At 66.8% G+C, this 12,946-nt stretch carries 10 protein-coding genes; 2 read left to right on the forward strand and 8 right to left on the reverse strand.

The features are described from left to right. Nucleotides 1–38: 38 nt before the first annotated feature. From AC3WSN_RS16365 to AC3WSN_RS16375, 3 genes are all read right to left on the reverse strand, one after another. A complete protein-coding gene (locus AC3WSN_RS16365; RefSeq protein WP_492539317.1) occupies nucleotides 39–1,223 on the reverse strand; it encodes a flagellin N-terminal helical domain-containing protein in 1,185 nt (394 codons plus the stop codon). Between the two features lie 357 nt (nucleotides 1,224–1,580). Then, the gene (locus AC3WSN_RS16370) at nucleotides 1,581–3,722 is read right to left on the reverse strand and encodes a tetratricopeptide repeat protein (protein ID WP_492539319.1); all 2,142 of its coding nucleotides are present in this window, start codon (nucleotides 3,720–3,722) and stop codon (nucleotides 1,581–1,583) included. Nucleotides 3,723–4,025: 303 nt separating this feature from the next. Further along, a complete protein-coding gene (locus AC3WSN_RS16375; RefSeq protein WP_492539321.1) occupies nucleotides 4,026–4,253 on the reverse strand; it encodes a hypothetical protein in 228 nt (75 codons plus the stop codon). Between the two features lie 523 nt (nucleotides 4,254–4,776). On the opposite strand from AC3WSN_RS16375, the gene AC3WSN_RS16380 reads away from it, so the two are divergent. Then, nucleotides 4,777–5,022, forward strand: coding sequence for a hypothetical protein (locus AC3WSN_RS16380; protein ID WP_492539323.1), 246 nt, complete (start codon nucleotides 4,777–4,779; stop codon nucleotides 5,020–5,022). 106 nt (nucleotides 5,023–5,128) lie between these two features. Here the strand turns inward: AC3WSN_RS16380 and AC3WSN_RS16385 are convergent, their stop codons facing one another. Continuing rightward, nucleotides 5,129–5,416 (reverse strand): hypothetical protein, encoded by a 288-nt coding sequence (locus tag AC3WSN_RS16385; RefSeq protein WP_192707504.1) that lies wholly within the window; start codon nucleotides 5,414–5,416, stop codon nucleotides 5,129–5,131. Between the two features lie 478 nt (nucleotides 5,417–5,894). Here AC3WSN_RS16385 and AC3WSN_RS16390 point away from each other — a divergent pair, with 478 nt between their 5' ends. After that, a complete protein-coding gene (locus AC3WSN_RS16390) occupies nucleotides 5,895–7,310 on the forward strand; it encodes a hypothetical protein (RefSeq protein WP_492539325.1) in 1,416 nt (471 codons plus the stop codon). A gap of 13 nt (nucleotides 7,311–7,323) precedes the next feature. Here the strand turns inward: AC3WSN_RS16390 and AC3WSN_RS16395 are convergent, their stop codons facing one another. From AC3WSN_RS16395 to kdgD, 4 genes are all read right to left on the reverse strand, one after another. Continuing rightward, nucleotides 7,324–8,790: a short-chain fatty acid transporter gene (locus AC3WSN_RS16395; protein WP_492539327.1), complete on the reverse strand. Its 1,467-nt coding sequence runs from the start codon at nucleotides 8,788–8,790 to the stop codon at nucleotides 7,324–7,326. 293 nt (nucleotides 8,791–9,083) lie between these two features. After that, complete coding sequence (gudD, locus tag AC3WSN_RS16400; RefSeq protein WP_492539329.1) at nucleotides 9,084–10,442, reverse strand: glucarate dehydratase; 1,359 nt, start codon at nucleotides 10,440–10,442, stop codon at nucleotides 9,084–9,086. A gap of 95 nt (nucleotides 10,443–10,537) precedes the next feature. Beyond that, on the reverse strand, nucleotides 10,538–11,878 hold the full coding sequence (locus AC3WSN_RS16405) for an MFS transporter (protein WP_492539331.1): 1,341 nt from the start codon (nucleotides 11,876–11,878) through the stop codon (nucleotides 10,538–10,540). 95 nt (nucleotides 11,879–11,973) lie between these two features. After that, nucleotides 11,974–12,888, reverse strand: a complete 915-nt coding sequence (gene kdgD, locus AC3WSN_RS16410) for a 5-dehydro-4-deoxyglucarate dehydratase (RefSeq protein WP_192707500.1) — start codon at nucleotides 12,886–12,888, stop codon at nucleotides 11,974–11,976. Nucleotides 12,889–12,946: the final 58 nt, after the last annotated feature.

The following is a 12,946-nucleotide window of genomic DNA, read 5'->3' on the forward strand; positions in this document are numbered from 1 at the left end:
CGATGCCCCGGCCGTTTTTGTTGTCGGCGATGCCGCTCTTAGCGGAGCAGCTGCAGGATGCCCTGCTGCGCCTGGTTGGCCAGCGACAGGGCCGAGATGCCCAGCGACTGCCGGGTCGTCAGGGCCTGCGAGTTGGCCGCCTCCTGGTTGAGATCGGCCGCGGTGAGGTTGGACGATCCGGTATCCAGGATGTTGATCAGGTTCTTGCTGAAGTCCTGACGGTTCTGCACCACCGAGAGGTTCGAACCGAAGGTCGAGGCATCGGTGCGCAGCTGGCTGGAGGCAGAGGTCAAGCTGTTCAGGGTCGTGTTGATGTCGTCGTTCAGCAGGAAGTTGCCCTGTCCAGCGGTGGTCGTGCCTGCCGACTTGTTGGTGACCGCGTTGAGCTTGAGGCCGGCTGAGGTCTCGTCGGTCGCGGAAACCGTCAGGTTCGAGTTGCCCTTCGGGTTGAAGTTGATCGTCAGGTCCTTGTTGCTGCCCTTGCCCGAAATGAGGTTCGTGCCGTTGAAGCTCGAGTCACTGGCCAGCTGATCGATCTGGGTCAACAGGCTGTTGTACTGCGAGGCAAGTGTCGCACGGGCGGACACGCCGGAGACGGTCAGGTCCGAACTCAGGCCGGCCGCCGAGGTGGAACCATAGGCCGGTCCACTTGCGGCCGTACCCACCTTAAAACCGAGCGCCGTTTGGTCGCCCGGAGCCGCGAACTCGACGTCGGCGGACGCGTTCATGACGATCTTGGTGCCGTCTGTGCTCTTCGAGAAGCTGCCGGCGCCGACAGCCCCATTAAGAGCGCTGATCGCATCGTCAATCGTATTAGCGGTGGTGAGCGTGGCGGACGTCGAGGCACCGTTTACGAAAAGATTGACGGTGGTGTTACTGGCGGTGAACTTTGTCGAGGCAGTGCCGGTGGTGGTGATCTGCGTCGACAGCGCCTGGTTGGCGACCGACTTGGCCTGATCGACCAGCTTCTGGATCGACGTGATGCCTTGGTTGGCCGCCTGGATCGCCTGGACGCCGTTGGAGATGCCGTCGAGCAGGTTGCCCAGGTCGCCGGAGCGCTGGCTCAGCGACTGGGAGGTGAAGAAGCTGACCGGGTTGTCGAGGGCCGAGGAGACCTTCAGGCCGGTGGAGAGCCGGTTCTGGGTGGTCGCGGTCAACGACGCCGTATCCTGCAGGGAGAGCAGGTTCTGACGGGTGGCAGCAGTGAGGGTAACACCAGACATGGAAGCGATCCTTTTGATCGGGGAGCCGTCTTATTGGCGGCCCATGTGGTTTATCCAGCGCGGCTTGCCGAGATCTTAATGCGATGCTCGAACATTCAACCGCCGAAGAACAAAATTAACAAATGCCTTCAGGAAATACTCAGATGCTGCTCAGGTGTTGACGAGGTCAGGCCGGAAACGGATCGTCGCGCTCATGCGACTGCCTCGCGCGGCCTCCGCACGCGAACACCGTGTGGTCAGGCACTTCCGGCCAAGCCCGCACAGTGCGGGAGGCAACACCGAGACCGACATCTTCCAACGCACCGGATGCACGTTGCGTGGCGCTGCGGTCTCCGGGCGAGCCCGCGGCTCCGCCCCTCAGACGCCGCTCTCCGCGAGCCAAGTCCGCCACATGCCCCGGAAAGCGTCGCCGACGTCCCGGGCAAGGCCGCGATGATCCATCAGCGGGCTCGAGCGCATACGCTCGCGCAGACCGTGCCGGATCGATCTCAGGCGGTCGAGGTCGCGGCACAGATCCTGCGCGATCGCCACATAGGAATCGGCATCGTCGGCAATGAGGTCCGGAAGGCCGATCGCCGTCAGAACCAGCACACCGTGGCGCGCGACGGCGTGCCGACCGCGCAAGGCCACGATGGGCACACCCATCGACAACGTGTCGAAGCTCGTGGTGCCTCCGTTGTACGGGTATGGATCCAGCGCGACGTCTACGCGGTGATAGAGATCGTAGTAGCCGCTGTTCACGCGCCCCTGATAGATAATCCGATCCAGCGGCATACCTGCCGCCGCAAGGCGGTCATCGACGGCTCGGCGGACATCGGGATTGTCGATATCGCCGACAACCATGAACAGCCGCGCATCGGGCACGGCCGACATGATGCGTGCCCAGGTCTGCAGCGCCTCATCGCTGATTTTGGTCAGCCGATTGAAGCAGCCGAACGTCACGTATCCGGCGTCCTCGAACGGCGCCCGGCCGCGCACCGGCGGAAGATCATCGGGACCCTCGTAGGTCACCCAAACCTTCGGCAACCGCCAAAGGCGCTCCGAATGCAGCGCCTCGGTGAGACCCGGCGGATCGGTGATGGGATCGGAAAAGCGGTAGTCGATGGCGGTGAGACCGGTCGTGGCGGGGTGCCCGATCCAGGACACTTGAATCGGTGCCGGTTTCCTCGCGAAGACGAAAAGGCGGTTGCCCGCGCTGTGACCCGACAGATCGACGAGGATGTCGATTCGGTCACGCTCGATCAGGTCGGCGGCCTCATCATCATCGAGCCCGGAGATGTTGTGCCAAGCGTGGAACAACGGACGCAGTCGGTCCGACACGGAATCCTCGCTCGCATGCGTCATGTAGGCGAAGGCCGTGAAGTGTTCCTGGTCGACCGCACGCAGGTAGGGCTCGAAGAATCGGACCAGTGCGTGATTGCAGAGATCCCCCGAGACGAAGCCGACGCGCAGGGGACGATCCGGGTCGCGATCGTTGGCGAAGGGCCGGCGGCGCAGGAGCGGGTCCGCGAAGCGGCGGCCATAGGCCAGCGCGTCCGCGGTATAATCCTCTGGCGGGGTGTCAGCGGAGTAGAGCTTGGCGAACAAGCGATTCGAGGCAACGAACAGCTTCGACGGGTCGAGGGCGAGCGCCCGGTCGAAGGCGTCCACGGCCTCACCCAGACGGCCGAGTGCGAGAAGTGCGCTGCCACGGTTGCTGTACGCCCCGGCATTGTTCGCATCGAGGGCAATGGCCCGGTCGGCGTGCCGCAGCGCTTCGCCGAAGCGGAAACGGCGCTGGTAGACCCCCGAGATGTTGGCATGGGCCATCGCCAGATCGCCGTCGATCTCCAGCGCTTTCTCCAGAGCGGAGATGGCGCCGTCGTGATCCCCGCGATGGGTCAGCACGGTGCTGAGGCCGGTGAAGAAAAGCGCGTTCCGCGGCTCGCGCAGGAGCGCGATGCTGATCAGATCGAAGGCGAGTTCGAGCCTGTTCGTCCGGGCGGCGACAGCACCCGCGAGGTAGGTGGCGTGGCTGTGCTGATCATCGAGGAGGATGATGAGATCGAGCAGCGCATCCGCCTCCTTCCATTTGCTTAGGTCGTAGCGTCCCTGCGCCGCCGTGAGCGTACGGTCGATGAAGGCCTTCGTGAGCGCTCGCGCCTCGGGGCCGAACTTCTGCGCCTTGTAGCGCTCAAGGATTGCGCGCGCGTCGGGCAGCCGCTCGGCGGCGAGCAAGGCGGAGGCCAGCGCGATCCAGTGAGTCGGCTTCTCGGGCGCACCCCGAAGCGCCGTGACGAAGTGCGTGATGGCCTTCTCGGGCGCGGTGGCGGCGAGGAGCTGGCCCAACTCGTAATGCGCCTCGGGATGGTTCGGCTCTGCGCCCAGCACGCGGCTCAGGCTGGCCTGGGCCCGCTCGGAGCGACCGGCCGCCCGGTGATCGCGGGCTTTCGCGAGACAACGCTGGGCTAGACCGGATGAGGCCGACCGGACCGCCCGCCCATTGTGATGATCGAGCATGACCTGAGCCCTCCAGTGCACAGGACCGTCGCAAAACCAGGGTTAAAGCCGCGTAAAAATGGCCGTAACTCTCATTCCAAGGGAGCGATTTGGATCCCGCCATCGTGCATTCGAAGCGCTTGTAATTGCCGCGATGGGGTCGATCCGTGATGTCGGACGGTCGAGACGCAGTCCATCGTCCGCGCGGTCGCGCGCAGATGCTGCGCGGCATTGAAGGCGGCGATCTACTGCCCGCATGACCCGAGCCTCGCCATTTTCCCAACCAGAAGCGCGGACACATCCGTTGCCAGACCCGGACCAATGTTACTCCACGGCCTCAACGCGGGCGGCGCCGCGCGCCTCCAGCCGCGCGCTGGCCAGGATCCGCTGCCGGGCCTGAGGCTCGGTGATGGTGTTCCATAGGCGAAGCAGCTCACACGTCATGCCGGCTTCGTGAGCCTCGCTGTCGGGCAAGTAGAACACTTCGACGCGGCAGCCCATCACGGCCGCGATCTCGCTCAGACGTCTGACAGCGCGATCATCGACAGCCATAGGCAGATCAAATCCTGTTCGACGGCTGGCGCCGGCACTAACATCCGGCGGCCACCACAAACAAGTGATCGTTTTATACCAAATATGATCATTTTATATCATAATCCAAACGCGTCCCAGCTGTCGGAAGCTGAAATTGAAGCATTTCCTAGCTTGCTTCGGTCCACTCACCGCATCTCGTCGAGCGACAGAAGATCGCCTGATCCGCAACGCGGCAGGCGTGGCTCATCACACCAGCCCGCCGCGGAGGCCGATCAGCATCGCGGCACACGGAAACGTCACCCGGACTGGCCGCTGGCGCACGTGATGCGTGAACGAAGGTAATGACTCACAGCGGAGTCTTATTTCGGCCCGGATCTTAACACTGAAGCTGGCGCCAAATTTGGCTGTTAACCGCTCGTTAACGCCTGCGCCCTAGCGAGAGTCGGGCAGCCATCGATCGAATGGGCTGCACAGGTCGGGTGCACCTCCGATGTTCGTTTTGATAGCCGTTGGGATCAGCAGCGGCCTCCTTGCGGCGGCCGTGCTGGCGCCCGTCAGTTTCCTGGCTGCGCTGATCATCGCCCCGCTTGTCTCGAGTGCCGCTGCAATCCTCGCCTGTTTCCTGATCGCGTGGCGCAACACCGCGGAGACCGGGACACGTTTACAGCTCGATGCGCAGACCGACGCGATGGTTTTCGCGCTCCGCGACGTCGCCCAGAAAGCGACGGCCGTGTCACCCGCACCGCGGGTCGGATCGAGCCGCCGCAGCGCCGTCAAGGCGGGGTGAAACTGGTGGTGTGCTGGAACGCGTCGGACAACGCGATCCCCTGAGACACCGGGACGGTGCGCACGCTCGAGATCCGCCTCCTCACGGACACGGCAGGACCGATCGGCTACCGCCATCGCTCCTTCGTGCAGGCCAGTAGATAGACGGTGCGCATGCAGCGCTCCTGATCACCCTGCGAGCGCGCGCTCTTCATGCAGACATCCATCCCGGAGGTCAGCAACAGGCGGTCGATGTCCCGCTTCGACTCGCAGGTGAAGATCGGCTGGAAACCTTCGAACTGGCTTACCTGCCAGAAGATGGCGACGAAGGCCAAGAGACAGAACGCGCAGACCAACACCTTGCTGTCGTAAAACCAGTGGCGGCGCTCGGCCGCTATGACGGCGCGGGGGCTCACGGTTTGCCCGGTCCCATGATCGTGAACGGGACGCTGAGCCCCACGTCGCATCTCCGGCCCTCCCGCCGGCCTGGACAGGGCTTGCCGGCATCAGGACGCGCCCGAGGCCGCGGCCGCTGGCGAAGACCAAAGACTGTGCGGGCGGCGTCCATCGATTCCTGCTCGCTCATGGCCGGTGAACGACCCATCGACGGACATCCTCACGCTTGATCCGGGCGCATTTGCGGAACACGCCGGATTGACCGTCCGCCGGCCCGTGCAGCGCGCGAGAACGCGCTGCACGCCGAAGCCCCGTTCGGTTGCGGCACCACGATGTAGCACCGAATCCCGGTTCCGTTCAGTCGACCTCCGAGGGTTGCAGGTGAGGCTTCGGACCGGCACAGACGGCCGGCGGAGGGATGGCCCCTCCGGGCCTCGCGCCGTCGACCAACGATCGCGCGCATAACGCACCCGAGACCGCGAGCCGAGAAGGCGCACCGTGAAGCTCAGACCCGTCGTTGCACTCGGCACCGCCCTTGCGCTCGCAGGTCCCCTGTCGGCGCGCGCCGCCTGGACGGCGTCCGAGGGCCGTCCGCTCTTCACCAACGAGGCGAATTCGCGCGGCTACAACTATGCCCCGAGCCTGATCACGGAGAACGGGACCACCGACATCTGGTGGTGCGGCCAGGGCAAGACCGACGTGATCTACCACCGGTCCTACAATGCGCAGACAGGCTTCTCGCCGGCTCAGGTCGTGTTCCAGCCGACCCCGGGCTCATGGAACCGCCAGTACGTCTGCGACCCCAGCGTGATCAAGGGGAGTTTCACCAACCCGGCCGACGGGCAGCATTACGCCTACGCGATGTACTATTCGGGCGCTGACAATCTGCCGGGCAACAACAACCAGACGGGCCTGGCGTTCTCCAACGACAAGGTGACCTGGATCGACTACCCGTCGCCGGTGATCGCGCCTCTCAACCCGGTCGTTGCCCAGACCAATTACGGGGCCGGGCAGCCGGCGAGCTTCGCCGTCGGCGGCCAGCCGGGCCATTATGTCTTCGTCACGGACCTGACCGGGCCGCAGGGCGTGCCGGGCTTCGGCGACCTCTATGTGCGGCACACGGCCGACGGCGTGCATTTCGATGCGCCCGCCCGGGTGCCGAACCTCGCCACCGATGGCGCGTCGATCAATCCGAATTCCGATTTCGGATACGACGCGTCGTCGGGCGAGGTTTACGTGATCACCGGCCTGCCGGGGCGGGTGTGCGCGCAGGTGGCCTGCAAGGATCCGGCGCGCAACCCTGACCGCGAGACCTATCAGCTCGGCCTCTTCAAGATGCCGCTCAAGGCGCTGCTGAGCGGGAAGCCCGTACGTTGGACGCCGTCCGGCTACCTGAACTCGGACGTCACCGGCTTCTACCTCAATCACAGCCCCGGTTTTCAGCGCGATCCGCACGGCAGCCTCACGCCGTTCCTGCCGGCGATCACGGTCTTCTACGCGGGCGGCGATCCCTATCCCGGCACGTGGCGGATCGCGACGGCGACGCAATCGGTCGCGAACGATCGCGCGCCGCTAAAGCGGTATCTCGGGCCAGGCGGGCATTGGGTCACCACCGGCTATGCGGCACCGGATTTCGCGCTGGAATCCGTTCTTGGATCGCTGTTCCTCCTCCCGAGGCCCGGGACCGCCAAGCTCATGAGCTGCGTCGCCGGGACCGATCATTTCCTCAGCCGGGACGCACAATGCGAGGGGCAGACGCCCCTCGGCCAGACCGGCTACATCTCCGAGGCGCCGCAGCCGGGCAGTCACGCGCTGTTCCGCTGCAGGGCGGGCGCGCACGATCACTTCGTGTCGCGCGACAAGAGCTGCGAGGGCCAGACGAATGAGGGCCTGCTGGGCTACGCCCTCGACTAGGCCATCGACCGCCTCACGGCATCACCGGCGGGTGATAGGTCAGTGTGAAGGCGAGCGCCCAGAGCAGGAATAGCACCAGCGGCAGGTGCACGAGAAGCTGCAGGAAGCTGAAGCCGACGATGTCGCGCGCCTTCAGGCCGAGGATGCCGACCAGCGGCAGCATCCAGAACGGGTTGATCAGGTTCGGCAGCGCCTCGGCGGCGTTGTAGATCATCACCGCCCAGCCGAGATGGACCTTCAACTCGTTGGCCGCCTGCAGGACATAGGGCGCCTCCAGGAGCCACTTGCCGCCGCCCGAGGGCACGAAGAAGCCGAGGATCGCCGAGTAGACGCCCATGGTCAGCGGGAAGCTGCCGGTGGTGTTGAGGCTGACGAAGGCGTGGGTGATGGCATCCGAGGCAGAGGTTCCGGCGGCGTTCTTCGGCCCGGTGAGCATGCCGCTGATCGCCGCGTAGAGCGGGTACTGGATCAGGATGCCGGCCGTGGCGGGCACCGACTTCGCGACCGCCAGGAGGAAGCGCTTCGGCCGCCAATGGAGCAGCAGGCCGAGCGTGATGAACAGGAGGTTGTACGTGTTGAGGTTCGAGATCGCGACGATCCAGGACTGGCGCGCGAATTCCTGCACGATCCAGCCGCCGGCGATCAGCACGAGCAGGAGGGTCAGGATCGGCGAATGTTCGAGCCACTCGCCGGGCTGGCGGGCCGGGGGAAGGTCGTTCGTCTCGCGGGCCACGTCGACGCCGAGGCTCTCGGCGGTGACCGCCGTCTCGCGGCGGGGCGCCGAGGCGTAGGCGATCAACACCGAGACGACGAACAGCACCGCGGCGACCAGCATCGACTGCCACAGGAAGATCGTCTCGCTGAACGGGATGACGCCCGAGATGGCGAGCAGGTTCTTGGTCAGGCTCGCCGGATTGGCCTGGAGCTGCGCCGCCGAGGAGCTGAGACCCAGCGCCCAGGTCGCGCCGAGGCCGAGATAGGCCGCCGCGCCCGCGGCCCGGTAATCCATGCGCAGATCGGTGCGGCGCGCCAGTGCCCGGACCAGCAATCCGCCGAAGATCAGGCTGAGGCCCCAGCTGAGGAACGACGAGATCATGGTCGCGCCGGCCACGAAGCCGACCGCGCCGCGCCCGGTGCGCGGGATTTGGGCCATGCGCTCGATCAGCGCCTGCACGGGCGGCGACACGGCCACGACGTAGCCGCCGATCGTGACGAAGGCCATCTGCATCGTGAACGGGATCAGGCTCCAGAAACCGTCCCCGAAGCTCTTGGCGACGGCCGGCGCGGAGGCGCCGTTCGCCAGCGCCCCGAGCGCCACGATCACCACGGCGATCGCCACGAAGATGAACGCGTCCGGGAACCACCGTTCGGCCCAGTTGGTGAAACGGACGCCGAGCCGTTCCAGGGCACCGGTCTCCGGGGCGGTGTCCGGACCGGCCGGCCGCGCGGCTCGTGTTCGATCGATCGGCGTGACGGCCATGGGCATCCTCCGGGTTCGGCTCTCTCGGCCGCAGACCCGTCCGGTTAGCACACGGCTCCGTCGCTCCACGGCGGCGGATCATCCGGAGCATGACAAAGGACATGAAGCGTGGCGGCAGGAGCACAACCGCTGCGCGAGCCGTTCCTCGGGGTGCATGCGGCGAACGCCACCGCACCGTCGTCATCCCGGGGCCGCGCAGCGGCGCCCCGGAATGACGGTGACATCATCACGCCTCGAACAGCGCGTCTGCAGGCCCTCCTCAGCCTCCGGAGGTGACCCGGGCGCTCCCGCATCTAGCGCACGAGGCAGGGGCGCTTGTTGTCGAAGGTCCAGCCCGGAATCAGGGCCTGCATGGCCTGCGCGTCGTCGCGGGCGCCGAGGCCGTGCTTCTGGTAGAGCGCGTGAGCGGCCTCGACCTGCGGCCAGTCGATCTCGATGCCGAGCCCCGGACGCTCGGGCACCCGGACGAGCCCGCCCCGGATCGCGAGCGGCTCCTTGGTCAGGCGCTGGCCGTCCTGCCAGATCCAGTGCGTATCGATCGCCGTCACGCGGCCGGGCGCGGCGGCGGCGGCGTGAGTGAACATGGCGAGCGACACGTCGAAGTGGTTGTTCGAGTGCGAGCCCCAGGTCAGGTCGTGGTCGCGGCACAGCTGCGCCACGCGGACCGCACCCGCCAGGGTCCAGAAATGCGGGTCGGCCAGCGGGATGTCGACCGATCCCAACTGGATCGCGTGCCGCATCTGCCGCCAGTCGGTGGCGATCATGTTGGTGGCGGTCGGCAGACCCGTGGCCCGCCGGAACTCGGCCATGATCTCGCGGCCGGAGAAGCCCTCCTCGGCACCGCACGGGTCCTCGGCATAGGCGAGGACGTCGCCCTTGCCCTTGCACAAACGGATCGCCTCGGCCAAGCGCCAAGCGCCGTTCGGGTCGAGGGTCACGCGGGCCTGCGGGAAGCGCTTGGCGATCGCCGTGACGGCCTCGATTTCCTGCTCGCCGGCCAGCACGCCGCCCTTCAGCTTGAAGTCGTTGAAGCCGTAGCGGTCATGGGCCGCCTCGGCGAGCCGGACCACTGCCTCCGGGGTCAGGGCCTCCTCGTCGCGCAGGCGCAGCCAGCCGTCGCCGGCCTCCGGCGTGCGGTACGGCAGATCGGTGCGGCGGCGGTCGCCGACGTAGAACAGGTAGCCGAGCATCTCGACCGCATCCCGCTGCTGGCCTTCGCCGAGCAGCGCCGCAACCGGCACGTCGAGGAACTGTCCGAGCAGGTCGAGCAGCGCCGATTCGACGGCCGTCACCGCGTGGATCGTGATGCGCAAGTCAAAGGTCTGGAGGCCGCGCCCCGCGGCGTCGCGGTCGGAGAAGGTCGCGCGCATCGTGTTCAGGACCGCGTTCCAGGCGCCGAGCGGCTGGCCGACCACGAGGGCGCGCGCCTCCTCGAGCACCCCGCGGATGCCCTCGCCGCCGGGCACTTCGCCGAGACCGGTGGCGCCGGTCGAGTCGGTCAGGATGACGAGGTTGCGGGTGAAGAACGGCCCGTGCGCGCCGCTGAGGTTCAACAGCATGCTGTCGCGCCCGGCGACCGGGACCACCTTCATCTCGGTGACCACGGGGGTCTGCCGCTTGGCGTGAGGGGTCGCGGCGTGATCCGTCTGCATGGTTCCTCCTGCGTGTCTGAGGCGGGCCCGTCTTCGCGCGCGGGCCGCGCCGGATAGGTGGTTCCGGGACCCGGACGCGGCCGGCCCGCCGAACGTCAATGCGGGTCCAGATGGACCCGGCGAATTTCGCCGACCACGACGAGGTAGCAGAGCACCGCGATCAACGCGTTGGCGCCGACGAACACCAGGGCGCCCGAGAACGAACCGGTCTGCTGGACGATGTAGCCGATGGCGATCGGCGTGGTGATGCCGGCTGTGTTGCCGAAGGTGTTGAACAGGCCGCCCGACAAACCGCCGCTCTCCCGCGGCGAGGTGTCGGCCACCACCGCCCAGCCGAGGGCGCCGATGCCCTTCCCGAAGAAGGCGAGCGCCATCAGCCCGACCACCACGGCGTCGGCCTGGACGTAGTTGCAGCCGATGATCGACATGGACAGCAGCATGCCGCCGACGATCGGGATCTTCCGGGCGGCGGTCAGGGAGAAGCCGCGCTTCAGGAGCATGTCGGAGATGAAGCCGCCGAGGAGACCGCCGGCGAAGCCGCAGAGCGCTGGAAGCACGGCGGCGAAGCCGGCCTGGAGGATCGACAGGCCGCGCTCCTTGACGAGGTAGACCGGAAACCACGTGAGGAAGAAGTACGTCAGCACAGTGATGCAGTACTGCGCGATGTAGATGCCGACCAGCATGCGGTTCGACAGGAGCTGCCTGATGGTGCGGCCCGCGTGGGACGTCGCGTTCAGGCTGCCGCCGTCCATGTCGACGAGCGCCCCCCCGGCCTCGATGTAGTCGCGCTCGGCCCGGTTCACGGACGGGTGGTCCTTCGGGCCGTAGATGGTCTTCACCCAGACGAACGCGAAGGCGATCCCGAGGGCGCCCATCACGGTGAACACGTGGTGCCAACCGAAGGTGTGGACAATCCACGCCATCAGCGGCGTGAACAGCACGGTGGCGAAGTACTGCGCCGAGTTGAAGAACGCGGAGGCGAGCCCGCGCTCCGCGGCCGGGAACCACGCCGCGACGATGCGGGCATTGGCCGGGAAGATCGGGGCCTCCGTGATGCCGACCGCGAGGCGCAGGGCGAACAGCAGGATCACCGCGGTGAGGCCGGTGAAGAAGCCGATGCCGCCCTGAACCAGCGTAAAGGCGGACCAGAGGAAGATCGCCGCGGCATAGACCCACTTCACGCTGAAGCGGTCGAGAAGCCAGCCGCCCGGGATCTGCGCCAGCACGTAGGACCAGGACAGCGCCGAGAAGACGTAGCCCATCTGGACCGGCGTCAGGCCGAGATCCTTGGCCATGTCCGGACCGGCGATCGAGATGGTCGCGCGGTCGGCGTAGTTGATGGTCGTCGCGATGAACAGCATCAGGACGATGAGGAGGCGGACGCGGCTGCGTTTCTCGGCGATGACGCCGAGCGCAGGGCTCGTAGCACCGGTCATGAACGTTCTCCCTGAGAGGCGCCGCCCGGTCCGCCCGGACGGCTGCTGGTCCCGCCGTTGGTTCGGCTTGTTGTCTGGGACCTTTGGCGCGGGGCTTAGCGCCGGTCGCCGATGAGCGCCGTCAGCTCAGCCAGCTCGGTGGCGTCGAGATCGGTGAGCGGCGGCCGGACCGGGCCGGCCGGCCGGCCGACCGCATTCATGCCGGCCTTGACGATCGAGACCGCGTAGCCGCGCTTGCGGTTGCGGAGGGCGATGTAGGGCAGGACGAAGGCGCGCAGCTCGGCATAGACCGCGTCGCGGTCGCGCCGGCGCACGGCCTCGTAGAACGACAGTGCCCAGTCCGGCAGGAAGTTGAAGATCGCCGAGGAGTAGGTGGTGACACCCATCTCCAGGTAGGGCAGCGCGAAGGTCTCGGCGGTGGGCAGGCCGCCGATATAGGTGAGGCGGTCGCCGAGGCCGGCATAGACCCGCGTCATCAGCTCGACGTCGCCGACACCGTCCTTGAAGCCGACGAGGTTCGGGCAGCGCTCGCACAGACGTGCCAGGGTCTGTTCGTTGAGCTGCGCATTGGCGCGATTGTAGACGATGATTCCGAGCTTCGTGGCGCGGCAGACGGCCTCGACATGGGCGGCCAGGCCATCCTGTTCCGATCCCACCAGATAAGGTGGCAGCAGCAGCAGGCCGTCGGCTCCGGCGCTCTCGGCGGCCTTGGCCAGCTCGACCGCGATGGCCGTGCCGTGGCCGGCCGGCGCGATGACCGGCACCCGGCCGGCGGTCTCCTCGACTGCAGCGCGGAGCACGCGGTCGACCTCGGCGGGCGTAAGCGAGAAGAACTCGCCGGTGCCGCCCGCGGCGAACAGGCCGGCGACCTTGTGTTCGGCGAGCCGCGCGAGATTCCGGCGATACCCCCCCTCATCGAAGGCGAGATCGTCGCGGAAATGCGTGACGGGAAAGGACAGAAGGCCGGAACCCAGGGCCTGCGCCATCTCGGCGGGCGTCATCTTGGACATTGCGCGGTCCTCCCGAGCAGGCGTGCGCCTTGCTGATGCTGGCGGCGTCTCTATGGCC

The sequence above is a fragment of the Methylobacterium sp. FW102-HT35C08 genome (assembly GCF_058790235.1).

Bases quoted from the DNA above. Each gene is read 5' to 3' on its own strand.
- AC3WSN_RS16365 (WP_492539317.1), bottom strand. From the start codon at position 1,223: ATGTCTGGTGTTACCCTCACTGCTGCCACCCGTCAGAACCTGCTCTCC.
- AC3WSN_RS16395 (WP_492539327.1), bottom strand. From the start codon at position 8,790: ATGGCCGTCACGCCGATCGATCGAACACGAGCCGCGCGGCCGGCCGGT.
- AC3WSN_RS16375 (WP_492539321.1), bottom strand. From the start codon at position 4,253: ATGGCTGTCGATGATCGCGCTGTCAGACGTCTGAGCGAGATCGCGGCC.
- AC3WSN_RS16370 (WP_492539319.1), bottom strand. From the start codon at position 3,722: ATGCTCGATCATCACAATGGGCGGGCGGTCCGGTCGGCCTCATCCGGT.
- kdgD (WP_192707500.1), bottom strand. From the start codon at position 12,888: ATGTCCAAGATGACGCCCGCCGAGATGGCGCAGGCCCTGGGTTCCGGC.
- AC3WSN_RS16405 (WP_492539331.1), bottom strand. From the start codon at position 11,878: ATGACCGGTGCTACGAGCCCTGCGCTCGGCGTCATCGCCGAGAAACGC.
- gudD (WP_492539329.1), bottom strand. From the start codon at position 10,442: ATGCAGACGGATCACGCCGCGACCCCTCACGCCAAGCGGCAGACCCCC.